The following is a 15,098-nucleotide window of genomic DNA, read 5'->3' on the forward strand; positions in this document are numbered from 1 at the left end:
TTTTTGTAAAACTACATATTCATAAATGGGTAAATACTCGATAATCCCTCTTGTCCGCTTAGAGATGGATCATAGTCTCCTCCTGATAAACAAAATGCTTCTACATGAATCTGAGTATACACATAATCCCCACTTTCGCTTCTAATATATGCTACACATGATCGTTAAAAGAATGAGGACCACAAATTTCATCAGTTTCACCTTTTAAAAGGCCTAATAAAAATTCTTCAGCTATTCTACCGGTATGATAATGTATCACTGTTTTTATTTCTAGTAGAGTGAATAATGTGCATAACGGCAGGAAGCTTAACATTTTCTTCATTTGTTATACTATTAATTCTAGAAATAGAATGGCTTTCTCCCGACCCGCTGCTGATAAGAACGAGATCTTTATTGTTTTCTATATCCGATTCAATATATGAAGGGTGTACTTTTACCAGCTGATTTTCAGAATCAAATAGATAATTTGTTACAGTTCCATTAGGATTTTTCTTTATTAAGCATTCATAATAATGACCTTCTTCATCATGACCGGTTTTTATAACTGTAAATTTACTGTATTTTTCTCCTACTTTAACAGTAATAATTTGCCCATGTTTGTGTGGTATTACTTTTTGTTCATTTTGTCTATAAAATTTTATTTTTGCCGTATTTTTATCAGCACTTTCTATTTCGATTTTTATTTTATGACTTTCAAAACTCTCTATATTATACTTTGCTTTTAATTCATCATATTGCTTCTTTTCAGCACTTACAAAATGCTTTCCTACTATATTTAATATTTCCGTTACCAGCTTGTTACCCTCATCTACATTTGATATAAGCTCTTCAGCAACAGGTTGATATAACGCTGAAGGAATATTACGCCCTACATGTATACCAACAATTTTTGATACCGCCCTTTTAAACTTATGATCATTCTCTAATGCTGATTGGATCACTTCTAAAAGATCTACTTCATCTGTTGCGCTATATGAACTTAAAACCTTTAGAATACTACTGCCGGTAAGATTTAAAAAATTTTTCATTGCATTTGATTTGGCTGTATTCCTTTCTCAGGTTTTTCAGTATAAAACTATTACTATTAAAAAATTCATTTACCATTGCTTCATATTTAGTTGCTAAATTTCCATAAAAATTTAAAGATTTAGTAATATCAAAATTCTTAAATAGCTCAGCAGCTTTTCTTATTTCTCTCACTATAGTTATTCTAGACATGATTACTCCTTTTTTAATAATATAACTTTTACTAAAATATGCATTTAAAATACATATTATAGTAACTAGACTTATATAGACGTGTTTTTATATATTCAAAGTAAAAATAAATAAAATTTTTATGCAGTTAACAAGTTTTACCGACTACGGGTTACGTAGCCTTATATATCTTGCTTCAAAACCGGAAAGAATTTGTAGCGTAAAAGAGATATCAGAGTACTATAATATTTCCCTTAATCATTTGATAAAAGTGATTCATAGATTAGCACAATTAGGATATATTAATAGTAGGATATATATAGTAGTAAAGGAAAAGGAGGAGGAATTAAGCTAGCATTTAGCCCTTCTGCCATGAAGTTGGGAGATATAATAGAAAAATTAGAACCTAATATGGATATAGTAGAATGTTTCAATAAAAATACTAATAGCTGCAGAATTACAAATTCATGCCAATTTAAACATTTTATTAAAGAAGCAAGTGAAGCATTTATAAAAACATTGAATAATTATACATTAGAAGATGCAAGGATTACTAAAACAATTCAAATTAAGGATAAACTATAGAAAAATAACCGTTTTTCTTTTTCCGCATATTAAAAACTCTTGATTCCCCTTAGCTCCTAGTATTGGACTTGCTATTATACCGAATATTTTAAAATTATGCTCTTTCTCAAGCCAATCTTTGATTTTATCGCATACTTTTTGATGTAAGAGAGGATTTTTAATAATTCCTCCCTGCTCTACTTCATGCTTTTCGACCTCAAACTGCGGTTTTATTAAAGCAATAAGCATGCAATCTTCTTTAACTAAATTTAGTGCAGTCGGTAATATAGTAGTTAAACTAATAAAGCTGGCATCGCAAACAATTAAATCAGGCTTCGTTATTATTTGTTTATCGGTTAAATATCGTGCATTAGTCTTCTCAAGCACCTTAATGTGTGGATTGTCGCGTAATTTAGGATGAAGTTCGCCATAACCAACATCTACGGCAAAAATTAATGTTGCTTTACGCTCAAGTAACACTTCCGTAAAACCGCCGGTGCTACTACCGATATCAATACAAACTAAATTTTCGGGATCAATTTTAAAATAATCCAAAGCGGCAATTAATTTTAATGCCCCTCTTGAAACATAATTATGCTTCGGTCGCTTTACCTTAATGTCAGTGTCATTTATATTAACCTGTATCCCAGGCTTAATTAACTGCTCATGCCTATTATGTACTTTACCTTGGATAATCAAGCTGCGTGCTATGGTAATATCTGTTACAAAACCTTTTTGCAGCAAATATTCATCAAGCCTTATTTTAGTCATTACTGTTTCAATTTGAATTTAACTTATGTTATAAGGGCTCATGAGATAGAAAATATACAATTTGTCTAATTGAAAGTTGCAGTTTCAATTAGACATAATATATTTGAGCCATACAATAATGCTGCAACTGAAGGGAGCATGGTAATCTAGACAAATATTCAAACCCTAACCAATATATGTCTTTTCTTACCGGCAGAGAGCTTTATCACATTTTTATCGAGTAAGAAATTAGTATTAATTATCATATTTTCATCTTCGACTAATCTATCATTTATCTTAGCACCATTCCCTCTTATAAGCTTGCGTGCTTCCGATTTAGAAGTAGCAAGCCCTGCTTCATGAAATAATTCATATGCACTAATACCTGCTTGTAATACTTCCTGCTCTAAAACAACGGTAGGTAAATTCTCATCGATTTGTCCTTCTTCAAATATCTTTACTGCAGTTTCTAGAGCTGATTTTGCTGCCTGCTCCGAGTGACAAAGCTTAGTTAGCTCATAAGCAAGCTGTTTTTTAGCTGCATTAATATCTTCTGCCGCTAAAATCTCAAACCTATTAAGCTCTTCTTGAGTGAACTCGCTATATAATTTGGCAAATCTAACTATGTCGGCATCTTCGCAGTTACGCCAATATTGGTAATAATCATACGGGCTTAGCAAATCTTCATTAAGCCATACCGCTCCCGCAGCAGTCTTGCCCATCTTAGCACCGGAGCTAGTCGTAAGTAGCGGTGTCGTCATACCGAATACTTCTTTGCCGCTTATTTTACGAATTAAATCCGCTCCCATTACGATATTGCCCCACTGATCACTACCGCCAAGCTGCAAGCTACAATTGTAATGCTTGCTTAAATAGTAAAAATCATAGGCTTGCAATAACATATAGTTAAATTCTAAGAAGCTTAAATGCTGCTCACGCTCAAGCCTTAGTTTTACCGAATCCATAGTCAGCATACGGTTTACCGAGAAATAGCTACCGAAATCCCGTAGAAAATCTAGATAATTGAACGAATCTAACCACTCTGCGTTATCCAGCATAATAGCATCACTTTTACCGTCACCGAATTTGATAAACTTCGACAAAGATTTTTTAATACCTTCGGCATTTTTAGCTATATCTTCTTTGCTTAAAATTTTGCGCACTTCGTCTTTCCAAGTAGGATCACCGATTTTACTCGTACCGCCGCCGATAATTACAATAGGCTTATGCCCGTGCTGCTGAAGCAATCGCAGAATCATTATCTGCATTAAACTACCGATGTGGAGTGATGTAGCAGTACAATCAAAGCCTATATACGCAGCTATTTTTGTCTCTTTCGTTATAGCAGTTAACCGATCCAAATCGGTACATTGATGAAAATATCCTTTATTTATAAATTCTTCTATAAAACGCATATATTATTTCTTATTTTTTAAAAATTCCTTTTTGGCTTTTCTGCTAGGAAATAAAGTGTTAAGGAAAATAGCATCTTTATCACCTTTTATATAAAGTACTGCATATACTTGCGCAATCATTCGAACATATAAAATTTTTTGACCTTTATATTTCTCTTGATTATGATGTAATTTAATATCTAATAAATTACCATCAGCAATCGACTGTATTATTTCTTCAAAGCCTATACCACGCTCATGCAATAACTTAACGTTCTTTTCATGATTATATCTATACTTGGTCATAATATTTAGAGTTTAGTAGCGTCTGAATGAATTAGCATATTAAGATAGGTCTGATAAGGCAAACCATGCTTAGAAGCTTTAATTTTTATTGCTTCTATGTCATGTTCTGCAATCCTAATAGTAACAGATCTTTTTTTACTAAGATGTGCTTTTGCAAATTTTTGAAGCAAAGCTATTTCACTTCTATCATCAATTTTTTGCTGCTTTTCAAAATTATCTTCAATATCTTGTTCGTAAGAATCTAGTTTGATACTCATAATACAACCATTTTCAATGTTATATTTATAATAAAAAATGTATGTACTTTGTCAATACTTGATATATTAGATTATCATGCGAATAGTTGTAAATCTGTACATTGGATTTGGTGAAAGAAATTTAATCTATTTGTAGTTCTCTTTGCATCATGGAAGTAAAATATAAATCAAAACAGGTAATAAAGCAAATTTAAGCAAAAGTGTAAAATTAAATAATATTGTTGAATTTTTTATTATAGGAAAAGTTTTATAAAAAAGAATAACAGAATGAAACTAATAATTATACCTATAGTTTTTTGAGCATTATTTAAGATCAAATCAGTATTTAAAACAAATATATACGATACCATATAACCCAATAAAGTTCCTATTGGTAATAAAAGCAGTAAAGGAAAAGGACTGTCTTTCCATAAAAAGAAACATATACCTATCACAAAAGCCAATATACAATAATAAGATTTAGCACTATTTTCCCATCTACTTATTTGTGATTGCATAAAATTACTTCTATAAACTAAAACAATTAACACTCCAAAAATCATACCGCCTTATAACATCATATATACTATGTACTCCAAGATATAGGCGTGAAAGCATAATATTAATAATCATTGTGATAGATATTATTTTTAACGTTTTTAAATTAAATGATAAAAATATTATCATAAAGAAAATAGTAGCCACTTGTACATCTCCACTAGAGAAACCAAATACTCCATCATTAATAGGTAACATATGTAATATACTAGGCTAGGCGGACGAGGAATAGAAAAAGCCTTTTTAATAATAACATTCAATAATGTTGCAAATGATATAAGCCAGCCTAAATCCAAAAATAATCTCTTTCTTGGATTTAACCAGTAAGCAATCGCAATAATTGTAATGTAAAAATAATCACTAGCGAAAAAGGGAAATATTTTAAACCAGCTAGTTTTAACATTTCACTTCTAAAATTCAATATCCATTCAGGATTTATTTTAAATAACATCATTACATATAATCATTACATATAATATTTTTTAGAATAGTATAGACATAACCACATATGAGATAGACGGTCAATGATAGAATATGGTTGTTAGGTATTGTAATAAAAAATTTATTTTTTAAGAAATAATTAATATTCTCTCTTGACATGCGACAGTCTATTAGCGCGTAATGCACTTAAGACAAAAAAGGAACTTATCAATAACGCATTATAATATTCAGTTAGAATATATTAACTGATTGTTACTTTTTTAGGTCAAAATTAAATTTAATCAAAATTTTTAAAGGGGAAAAATTATGTTTAGCTATCTATTTAAATACAGTTTCTAATAACATATCACCTGAAAAAGTAGTAAATAATTCGACTACATATGCAGGAGTAAAAGTGTCTGAAGCAACATTTGAGTATTTTGCAAATGCTACAGAAGCTGCTGTAGGTTGTGCAACGTCTGCTGCTACAGTAGCCGGTTACGGTTATAAAGTACTTGGTAGTGCTTTTATGGGTGCTTGTGCTTATAAAGTAGTAGCCGGTAAAGTAATGACAGGACACGCTTTTGGATGGGCTATGTCTACATTTGTAAAAGCAGCAATATCAACGGCTGCATGGAGATTTTATGCTCATCCTACAGTTGCCATGGGGATTTGTGTTGGAGCAGCTCTTGCATATTCGCCGGAGAACACATTTGAGTTATTAAAAAATACGACTTATACAGGAATAGAAGCAGCAAAATTTGCTTATGCAAATACAGCAGGGATAGTGTAAACGGAATAGCTGGCTTAGCTCATCTTGTATATGATCACTTACCAAGATACAGCGAAACTCCTCAAGTGGATCTAACCGGTAGCATAGAAATTTCATGGGTAGATGCTGTTGCATAAATCTCTAAAATAGCCAATAACTAAAAAAGCTGATTATGTCATTCCTGCAAACCAGGGACGTTGTTACATAAATCGGCGTCATTCCCGCAAGACATTGTTGCGTGAATCAGTAAAATCCACTGTGTCATACCGTGGTTTGACCACGGTATCCAAAAAACATAACTTAAAACACTGGGGGTTCTCGCTACTGCAGGAAAACATTGCCTGTGTGGAGGATCGATTCCACCATTGTCACCCCGTACCTACTGGGTCCAGTTAAAAATACTAGTATTGTTTTATCATACTTATGGATCCCGTGGTCAAGCCACGCGGTATGACAACAGGAAATCGATCCACACAGGCAATGCTCCACGGGAATGACATAGAATAAAAACTGTCCGGTTACCTTACTGATATCTGTTATATTTTATAATAATAAAATTTTATTTCGTTGTTTTTAAATGCGTCTTTTTTATTCCTAAAACCCTTTTTCAAAGAGCTACAGTAATATTACCGACTTGAGCCGTGTCCGGTCCTGCATTTTTTATTTTCTCTATATCCTTACTACTTGGTACTACAACGGCAATATGCCCTGCTCTTGTATGGACCTACCCGATAATGCAAGAAAAAAATAATATATAACAGCAAAAAAATCGAATGCAGTCATGTATCCGGCTTATAGTTAATAAATCACTTTAAATTTACCCTATAGCCCTGATGGAATTCGCTGGCTTACAAACTATATTACTTATCATTTTGTCGACTTCTAAAGAGTCATTGTCCAGTTCAGTTTTTTTGTAAGCTAAGGTTCGTCTTATTTACCATCAATATTATCATTCTTTCGCATATTCCGGATTAGAATCTATTAAATTTCTACTTACCTATAATATTATCTCGTCAACTATTTGTACCAATTCTTTAGCTACAAACTTTACTCTCAGTATAATCATTACCTGAACTGTGTACTGTAAACACCACTCTTGCTAGTTTATTAGCTACTGCAACAGTTGTTTTATTATGCCCATTTCGTTCAGATAAATTAAACATCCACTTGGTAAACTTGCTATAATCTTTTTTAGATTTTTGCTCTTCCGTGGTAAATCTTATCTTACTATTCAGTACTGCTCTTGCTCCTTGAATCAACAAAGTGCGTAAATAGATATCACCTCTTTTACTAATACCAAGCAACTTATCTTTGCCACCACTAGAATGTTGCCTTGGCACTAATCCTAGCCATGCTGATAATTGCCTGCCATTTTTAAAACAACTAGCATTACCTATTGATGCTATTAAGGCTGTAGCAGTTATTAAATCTATACCTGGTATCGTCATTAGTTGTTGGTGATTACTATACTGGCTAGCTATAATTTTTAATCTTTGTTTTAATTCTTTTATTTTTTTATCATTCTCTAGAAATTCTGCTTTTAACTCACTAAACGTTCGATAGCTTAGCTGACTTAAATCCCCTTCATCTAAAATTTCGGTTAATTTTGTCATAATCTTATTGATTCCTTGCGGAATAACAAAACCAAATTCATGTAATAATCCCCTGATCTCATTAGCAAGAGCTGTACGATTTTTTACCAATCTCTGTCTTACCCTATGAATAAATAAAATATCTTGTTGCTCTACAGTTTTGATAGGCACAAACCTCATATTAGGTCTTGCTACTGCCTCACATATTGCTTCTGCATCAAGCTTGATCATTTTTATTAGTTTTAACATAAGGCTTAACAAATTGTGGAGCCATTAGTTTTACATTATGACCTAATTTTGTTAATTCTCTTGCCCAATAGCTAGAACCACCGCAAGCTTCCATGCCTACTAGACATCTTCTTGGTAAATTAGCCATAAAAGTTATAACCTGCTCTCTCATTAATTTTTTCTTTAATATTGTCTTACCATTTTTATCTACACCGTGAATTTGAAAAATTCTTTTTGCAATATCTATACCAATTGTGGTAACTTCCATATGGACCTCCTTATTGTTGTTTAGGATTCATTTCCTATCCTAGAAGATTAGCTTCTGCTTCTCATTCTGTATATAGGATAGGTCCATACCATTATTTTGGATTAGCATTTTTATATACGGATACAACACAATATCCTTGATTAGCAAATTTTTGTGCTGGAATAAAACTATCATCACGATTTCCTGCTTTAACAAAATTCCATCCGTTCTTTATTCCGTCTGTTTCAAGCCACTCAGCTTGCTTATTTGATAAAGTAGGTATAAATTCTTTATCGCTTTCAGGATGAGGAAGTCCAGACTGATTTGGAAGCCCCAAGGCTGCACTAGCAGCATACGCAAAACAACTACAATGAGTCAAACGCTTTTTAACTTAGGAGAGTTATATTTTGCTGTTTCTTCTAATAAAGTTTCTCCCAACTTACAATTTATTACATTACCTTTCTGCCACTTTTCCTCAACATTTAAAGAGTTAATTACCGCTAAATTTTTTCTTTCCGATATATTGTCTGCTTGTACAGTCATATTAATCCAAAGTAAGTAAATTATGATTAATTTTATTTTATTCATTTTTTTCTCATATCAATTTATGAACCTCTATATACAATATGTAACATGATAATTCAATTATTAATTGATATTTTATTATTCAGAGAAACATAAAAGAACACTCTATGTTTCTTGACAAATGCTATGCTTTCATATATGCTTCTTCGTATGTTAGCAACAAGAAATAAGGCTTAGAAATAAGTACTTCAAACTTAGCACCCGTAGCTCAATTGGATAGAGTATATGACTACGGATCATAAGGTTAGGGGTTCGACTCCTCTCGGGTGCGCCATTCTTCAATTTCTTTCACTTTTATGAATAAATCAAACGGCGGACGTAGCATAAAATCAAGCTTTTCAGGTTTAAGTGTTAGGTTAGCAAAAACTAATAAAGGTGGTAGAAAAACGATGCGGGCAGCATTATATATGGCAGCTGTTACGTCTGTAAGATATAAATTCTGCAGTTAAACCTTTTTATAAAAGACTTGTAGAAAAAGGAAAAGCCAAAAAGTTAGCTCTTATCTTGACTTCTTAATTAAACACAATTACCTATGTAAAGGATAAAGAACTTAAAGGCTTAGTGAAATGCCGTAAGCTGGAACGGGCTATATTTTGAGCGAGGTGGATTTAGCTTTACCAAGTGAGATTTAAGCAAGAAAGAAACACATTTATTCCCGGGAAATAAAGATTTTTCTTCTATATAGAGTTATCTCCCAGTTGAGATATTTCTTTTTGACTGATCGTTTAAAGCTTTCCGTTGTACCATACTATTACCTTTAGTGCTTGCTCTTATGTTAACCATTCCTGTTGAAATGGCACTTTCAATATTTAAAGCTGTCTGTAGTATTTTTCTAGGTATGTGACTAAATCCTATATCATGTTTTTACTGTTTTCTAAGTTTTTCTCTAAATTAACCAGATGACTAGAGCCGACACTTGCAATTACATTATATCCTTTACCACGCATCTCATTAATTACGCTCGTCATATATTGTTCACGATTCTCATTATAAAGCGGTGTATCTTTTAAGTGTTTTAGATTTTTACCTTCTAAACTGATAATTTTAATTGTATTTTCTTTAGCTATCTTATATAAAAGAGCATCTTGTAATATAGGTGTATTTTCTAGTTCTGCAGGTAGTGTTATAGGAGTATCAGGATTTTTTTCATTATACTCTAATATAGTTGTTATTTTAATTACGTCTTGCATACCGAGATTTTCACCATATTGCTTACGTTCAATAGCTATTACCGTATTTTTATTAATAGTACCTGCTTGAATTTCAGCGATTAGTGCTTTAGTGTTATTAGTATGATCAGTTAAATGATTATGTTCTGCTCTACTTTCTACTGAGCCTGTTTTTGCAGCTGCTTTTGTATCAATTGCTTTAAAATCTATATTTGCCGTAATTACCGCTTCCCTATCAAACTTATTCAGTAACTCTTTATTATCATTTACAGCCGCTAAACGCTCGGTTCAATTATATTTTCCATTTACATTTAGCTCTTCTTGTAATAATAAATTAGTAAGGTTTTCTTTTTCGACGCGAGTAAGATTACTAAACTTCAAGTTTTTGACTAGATCAAAAAGTATGGGCATCACCTCATCAAAGTTGCTTACTTTAAGTTTTTTACTTAACTGCTTCTTAACACTGCTATTAAGTGCCTCATCTTCGCTACACTTAGCGTTAACTCTTCATTCTCACTGGCACTATGTTTGCGTTTATTTGTATTTATGCTAGAACTTTTACGTGGCGACTCATTATCGGTAGGTAATATGTTCCTATTAAATATTAGTTCTTCCTCACTACTGCTGCTAGATAATAAGTCTTGAGAAGCGCTAGAGCTTTTACTGTGCAACTCCTCAATACTGTGAGGTGTAGAGCTCATTTCATCACTTTCTACATCATCAGTAGCAACAGAGCTTGGAGTATCTTGAGGTGAGCTGCCAAGTGGTTGAAAACGGGAAGAAGTAGGATTTAGGCTTTTTGAAGGGACTGCCGTAATGTTATCATAAAAATTTATAGGTTTACGGATTATACTGAGTTCTTCGTCGCTGTTATTCTCTTTTTCTAGGTTCATTTTGTGCTTCAGCTTCACTAGAAGAAGTGTCAGCAGTCAATTTCTTTTTGTTTTTTCAAAGGTTCATTTTCTTTATCTTTGCTATGTTCTTTCTCCGGGTTTATTTTAAGCGGGGCGTCCTTAATCTTGAATTCCCCTCTTTTCCTATATATCTTACTATACCGTTAATTGCTATTTTCTTCTCCTGTTCTGATAAAGCGTTATATTTTTCATATGCTGTTTTACCTAGAAAATCTTCTAACCAGTCAGGATTTTTTCTTATAGCATCTATTAAAGCCCATTCATATCCTACTCCATTTCCTCCGCTAGTAGTAATATTAAGCGGTATTAAGTGTTTTTGTTTACTCTTATCAGTAAAATGCAAATCTATATTTTTCTTTATTTATAATTAAATCACAACTAATATAACAAAATTTAGACAATCCTATGTATATTTCTGCACTTAATTGATTATCATGATCTGGAAGTTGTGCTTTTATTACTGTATTATGCTCATTTCATCAAATCTCTTCTAGCTCTAGCTACTGCCTTAACTACTTTTGGACTTGCACTGGTTACATTACAGACTTTTTGTTGAACCTCTTGATTATTTATTCGGATATTTTTCTAGCTCTTGCAAAATGCGTGGTAATATATCCTTATGGTCACTATTATTTTTATAATAATATTGTGCAGCATCTAGCAGTAGCGCTTTTCGTTGAGTAGATAGATTTTGTTGTTGTAGAAAATTTTTTTGCTCTTCTGTAGGTAAAGCTGTGTAAGTAGCATAATCGTGTAAATATTTAAAAACTTTTGTGGTATGTGTCTCAATTTGTTCAACTTTATTTGTGTTCACAACTAGAATTATGTAATTCGTTGAACGCTACTAAAATTTGTTTGCCGTCAAAACATACGGCACTATATTGGCTATTATTATTGGATTAACCTACCTAAGGCATCAAAGCGTCTATTTTGTAAAGGAGTATCATTATTCTTTTATAATCTTTGAGTTAAGTCGAGTACGGAAAGCATATGCAAAATTCTGCAGATTTGAGTTGTTGTTGTCATTTAATAGCCCATGGGTAGGATTCTCGTCAGCAAATCCAACATGAAATGCCATATAAGAAACAAGTTCTTTTGGAATAATCTTTTCTGTTTTACCTGCTAAAACCGCTAGAACTGCTAATTTTTCAAAACTTTCATCAAAGGCTTCACTATTATTTTTGTGTATTTTCTTATAGTGTTCAGTAAGGATTTTTAAGGTAGATATAGATTCGTTTAATATAATACTTTTTAATAAAGCCTCTCTCGATTTTTTATCTCTTATGATATCCTCTACTGTCTGGCTATCTACATATTTAACAAACTCTACTGTTAACCTTTCATTCTGTGCATTTGTCAGATTTGCCATATAAATATTATTTTATAATTTTAATTATTTTCTCCTAAAGCATCAACGCTTTTCTCAAATATTGAATTATCAATATCATTACCGTCTACTAAAATCGTCATGTTACCTGGAATGCTTTTTAAGCTTTCCGCACCCAAATTGGTTATGTTATTATCTCTTAGATCTAATTCCTTTATATGTTGTAGGTGATCTTTGTGATAAAGAAATACTGTAGCAAGATAGATAGGCGGCTCCTAGATCTCCTAATTTAATGTTCATAAGAGCTAATTTTTTAGAGAATTGTTTTTTGTAGCATGTTCGCTATTGCTTCAAAACCTAGATCTCCTATTTCAATATTATTGCTTATTAGTAAAGTTTCTAACGCTTTATTTTCGGTTAATGCAGTAGTAAGTTCTTTTATATTATTATGGGTTAAATTATTGTTATTAAGATTTAGAGTTTTTAACCATGGATTTAATTTTAAAGCAGATGCTATATATTTTACATCCCCTAAGTTATTTGTTTTAAATCTAAAGTATCAATAGCTGTTGAAGTTAAAAAACTTCCAATTACTTCTACACTTTTTTCGTAGATTCTTGTTTCATTTAATATTAATTCTTTAATATATTGATTAGCCATTAAAGCATGAAGTAATTTTATGACTCCCTCGTTTCTAAGGTTATTATACCCTAAATTTAACGACATTAATTTTGCAATGCTAATATTATTTGCGATAACGTCTATCCCTTCGGCAGTAATATTAATTTGTCCTATATCTAAGGATTTTAACGGTAGTTTTGAATGAAACAACTCACTAATAATTGCTGCTCCTTTATTTCCTACTTCACTACTACCTAATGCTAAAGAACTTAAATTAGGGTGGTTTTTAATAGCATCTATTAATATTCTTAAATCTTCTATTTTTCAGCGAAATAGAATTTAAAGATAAATATTCAAGAGAGGTATTATCTGCTAAAGCATCAATAAGAATTTTTATTTTTTCACTATCTAAAGAAGTAGAATTCAGGTTTAAATGTGATATTTGATTTAACTTTACAATTTTGCTTAGATTTTTTATATCATCGTTACTAAGGTTGCTGCCATATAAATCAATTTCTTTTACTACAGTATTTTTCTCTAAAGTTTTAATTACAATTGACAAAAAACTACTATCTTCTTCATAAGGCAAGTTCTACACGAACAATTTCAGGATCATTATTCTTACTGCAACAATAAATCATTTCGACTGAGGTCAATTTTTTGTCTTTTGGGAGACTCATCTTTCTTAACATCATCTATGCTAGGTCAAACTGTTTATTCCAAAGGACGTTTTAAATCTTCTCTCTTCTTTAACTCTTGTGCCACTTCTCTCATATTAAACTCTTGTTTTAAATTAATAATATTTTTCTAATTCTGTATTTCTATTTTAGAATTATTAATAAATTACTAAATTTTTCATATTTTTCAACTTATATTTTATTTTTATGAGATTATGCTGATCATCTCTTCTAATATATTTAAGTAATGAAGTTAGATATGGTTTGAGAATTGTACGAAATTTTTAATGTTGCAGTGAATGGAAAATATGTTCTAAATTATGCACTAATAAGCCAAACATAACTATAAATGTTATTGCCATTACAATTATAATTAAATCATAATCTGACAACAAAAATAATAATTTATTCTGACTTGATACTTTACTAGGAAGCTAAGCTAGATGAGTATTTATTTTTAAAAAAATTATAAGATATTTATATAAGTTAACACATAAATTAAATATTCTCAAATGTAATCTAAATAAAAAGTAATATAATTTAATAAACTGTAACTTTTTTAGCCGGTGGCTCCACTTCCAATGATGAAATGCCTTTAATTGGGTAAGCGGTACCACCATATATATAGTACCGGACAATTTTTAAAAAGCCTTCGATGTCATCCCCGCAAAAGTAGGGAATGCAGAGAAAAAGCTTAATAGAAAAAAAGCCAATAACAAAACAGAATGAAGTTGCTTAAATATAAGGTAACCAATAGGTACTAATATATTTAAAGTTAAAAATTATTTTGTTATTGCAATTTTATAATTTTTGCTTTAATTATAATCAACTATTATTAATAACAATAGACTTATTGCATAACTTGTTTCTAAAGGTAATTTGTACGTCAATCCGATGCTCGAATCCTCACGTACTATAGTGTATACGCTACAGTTCTGTGCTTCGTGTTTCCTTCAAATGCCTTTTTATTAAAACTACGTTATGCAATAGTAAAACCGAGTAATCCCCAAAATAGCGTCCATACCCAAGCAAGACAATTCACATCAATAATTTTAAGATAAGCTACCATCGGTACGGTTAATAGCCATAAAAACGCTCCAAACATATAAGGGTATTTTTGAATAATCTCTTCTTTGGTTACACTATATATAACAGCAATAACCAATTATTCCAATTGTTATAGATGCAATAATATCAACCGGATAATGATAGCCCTTATTATAAATCAGCGAAAATCCCATACCGGTTAAAATCACTACTATTATTATTCTTGATAAGGAATATCTAATATTTGCAAAAAACCAACCGTAAAATACTACGCCACTGCTCATATGACCGCTAGGGAAAGCAAAACCTTTAATATTTAGAGCAGGATTCCAAGGTATTTCAAATGTATATTTGAACAATATATTTAAAATTGTAGTGAAAAGTAATACACAAAATAGCTTGTGCAAATAGTTGCCTCCTAAATATAGGAAATCCGAGTATTATGATAATCTCATAACAATATTCTTGTCCAAATAACAAAAAAAATTTTGTTA

General features: G+C 31.4%; 16 protein-coding genes, 1 tRNA gene and 5 pseudogenes. 4 read left to right on the top strand and 18 right to left on the bottom strand.

Annotation, left to right across the window (positions count from 1 at the left end):
* Nucleotides 1–236: 236 nt before the first annotated feature.
* Nucleotides 237–1,028, bottom strand: a complete 792-nt coding sequence (locus RMA_RS12290) for a hypothetical protein (RefSeq protein WP_012152935.1) — start codon at nucleotides 1,026–1,028, stop codon at nucleotides 237–239.
* A 311-nt stretch (nucleotides 1,029–1,339) separates the two neighbouring features.
* On the opposite strand from RMA_RS12290, the pseudogene RMA_RS04610 reads away from it, so the two are divergent.
* Nucleotides 1,340–1,782: pseudogene (locus tag RMA_RS04610) on the top strand (Rrf2 family transcriptional regulator).
* On the opposite strand, the gene RMA_RS04615 reads toward RMA_RS04610, so the two are convergent.
* The 5 genes from RMA_RS04615 to RMA_RS11020 form a co-directional block, all read right to left on the bottom strand.
* Entirely contained in the window at nucleotides 1,777–2,532 is a 756-nt protein-coding gene (locus tag RMA_RS04615) for a TlyA family RNA methyltransferase (protein ID WP_041404762.1), read from the bottom strand. The pseudogene RMA_RS04610 and the gene RMA_RS04615 overlap by 6 nt on opposite strands.
* Nucleotides 2,533–2,690: 158 nt before the next feature.
* Nucleotides 2,691–3,926, bottom strand: coding sequence for a tyrosine--tRNA ligase (gene tyrS / locus RMA_RS04620; RefSeq protein WP_012152937.1), 1,236 nt, complete (start codon nucleotides 3,924–3,926; stop codon nucleotides 2,691–2,693).
* 3 nt (nucleotides 3,927–3,929) lie between these two features.
* Nucleotides 3,930–4,211 (bottom strand): hypothetical protein, encoded by a 282-nt coding sequence (locus RMA_RS04625; RefSeq protein WP_014365671.1) that lies wholly within the window; start codon nucleotides 4,209–4,211, stop codon nucleotides 3,930–3,932.
* A 5-nt stretch (nucleotides 4,212–4,216) separates the two neighbouring features.
* A complete protein-coding gene (locus RMA_RS04630; protein ID WP_014365670.1) occupies nucleotides 4,217–4,468 on the bottom strand; it encodes a CopG family antitoxin in 252 nt (83 codons plus the stop codon).
* Between the two features lie 507 nt (nucleotides 4,469–4,975).
* Entirely contained in the window at nucleotides 4,976–5,203 is a 228-nt protein-coding gene (locus RMA_RS11020; RefSeq protein WP_238375397.1) for a phosphatase PAP2 family protein, read from the bottom strand.
* An 817-nt stretch (nucleotides 5,204–6,020) separates the two neighbouring features.
* Here RMA_RS11020 and RMA_RS04645 point away from each other — a divergent pair.
* Nucleotides 6,021–6,334: pseudogene (locus tag RMA_RS04645) on the top strand (hypothetical protein).
* An 897-nt stretch (nucleotides 6,335–7,231) separates the two neighbouring features.
* On the opposite strand, the pseudogene RMA_RS04650 reads toward RMA_RS04645, so the two are convergent.
* From RMA_RS04650 to RMA_RS09930, 3 genes and pseudogenes are all read right to left on the bottom strand, one after another.
* Nucleotides 7,232–8,285, bottom strand: a pseudogene (locus RMA_RS04650) (IS110 family transposase).
* A gap of 91 nt (nucleotides 8,286–8,376) precedes the next feature.
* Nucleotides 8,377–8,643 (bottom strand): hypothetical protein, encoded by a 267-nt coding sequence (locus RMA_RS09925; RefSeq protein ID WP_187145875.1) that lies wholly within the window; start codon nucleotides 8,641–8,643, stop codon nucleotides 8,377–8,379.
* The gene (locus RMA_RS09930; RefSeq protein ID WP_238375398.1) at nucleotides 8,640–8,852 is read right to left on the bottom strand and encodes a hypothetical protein; all 213 of its coding nucleotides are present in this window, start codon (nucleotides 8,850–8,852) and stop codon (nucleotides 8,640–8,642) included. Before RMA_RS09930 ends, RMA_RS09925 begins: the two co-directional genes overlap by 4 nt.
* A gap of 194 nt (nucleotides 8,853–9,046) precedes the next feature.
* On the opposite strand from RMA_RS09930, the gene RMA_RS04660 reads away from it, so the two are divergent.
* Both RMA_RS04660 and RMA_RS04665 read left to right on the top strand, forming a co-directional pair.
* Nucleotides 9,047–9,123: transfer RNA gene (locus tag RMA_RS04660), tRNA-Arg, on the top strand.
* A 22-nt stretch (nucleotides 9,124–9,145) separates the two neighbouring features.
* Nucleotides 9,146–9,298, top strand: coding sequence for a transposase (locus RMA_RS04665; protein WP_014365665.1), 153 nt, complete (start codon nucleotides 9,146–9,148; stop codon nucleotides 9,296–9,298).
* Nucleotides 9,299–9,700: 402 nt separating this feature from the next.
* Here RMA_RS04665 and RMA_RS04670 read toward each other — a convergent pair whose 3' ends face one another.
* The 9 genes and pseudogenes from RMA_RS04670 to RMA_RS11040 form a co-directional block, all read right to left on the bottom strand.
* Nucleotides 9,701–10,039 (bottom strand): hypothetical protein, encoded by a 339-nt coding sequence (locus tag RMA_RS04670; RefSeq protein ID WP_238375399.1) that lies wholly within the window; start codon nucleotides 10,037–10,039, stop codon nucleotides 9,701–9,703.
* A gap of 425 nt (nucleotides 10,040–10,464) precedes the next feature.
* Nucleotides 10,465–10,911, bottom strand: a complete 447-nt coding sequence (locus RMA_RS11030; RefSeq protein ID WP_238375400.1) for a hypothetical protein — start codon at nucleotides 10,909–10,911, stop codon at nucleotides 10,465–10,467.
* Nucleotides 10,889–11,333, bottom strand: a pseudogene (locus tag RMA_RS04680) (hypothetical protein). Before RMA_RS04680 ends, RMA_RS11030 begins: the two are co-directional and overlap by 23 nt.
* 164 nt (nucleotides 11,334–11,497) lie before the next feature.
* Nucleotides 11,498–11,746: a hypothetical protein gene (locus RMA_RS04685; RefSeq protein ID WP_014365662.1), complete on the bottom strand. Its 249-nt coding sequence runs from the start codon at nucleotides 11,744–11,746 to the stop codon at nucleotides 11,498–11,500.
* A 132-nt stretch (nucleotides 11,747–11,878) separates the two neighbouring features.
* Nucleotides 11,879–12,301, bottom strand: coding sequence for a hypothetical protein (locus tag RMA_RS11035; RefSeq protein ID WP_238375401.1), 423 nt, complete (start codon nucleotides 12,299–12,301; stop codon nucleotides 11,879–11,881).
* A 20-nt stretch (nucleotides 12,302–12,321) separates the two neighbouring features.
* On the bottom strand, nucleotides 12,322–12,525 hold the full coding sequence (locus tag RMA_RS12035; protein WP_049749367.1) for a leucine-rich repeat domain-containing protein: 204 nt from the start codon (nucleotides 12,523–12,525) through the stop codon (nucleotides 12,322–12,324).
* 265 nt (nucleotides 12,526–12,790) lie between these two features.
* Nucleotides 12,791–13,537: pseudogene (locus RMA_RS08575) on the bottom strand (hypothetical protein).
* A 999-nt stretch (nucleotides 13,538–14,536) separates the two neighbouring features.
* Entirely contained in the window at nucleotides 14,537–14,662 is a 126-nt protein-coding gene (locus RMA_RS11760) for a hypothetical protein (protein WP_274377901.1), read from the bottom strand.
* A 37-nt stretch (nucleotides 14,663–14,699) separates the two neighbouring features.
* On the bottom strand, nucleotides 14,700–14,963 hold the full coding sequence (locus tag RMA_RS11040) for a phosphatase PAP2 family protein (RefSeq protein ID WP_041404764.1): 264 nt from the start codon (nucleotides 14,961–14,963) through the stop codon (nucleotides 14,700–14,702).
* Nucleotides 14,964–15,098: the final 135 nt, after the last annotated feature.

The sequence above is a fragment of the Rickettsia massiliae MTU5 genome (genome assembly GCF_000016625.1).
Taxonomy (GTDB): Bacteria; Pseudomonadota; Alphaproteobacteria; order Rickettsiales; family Rickettsiaceae; genus Rickettsia; species Rickettsia rickettsii.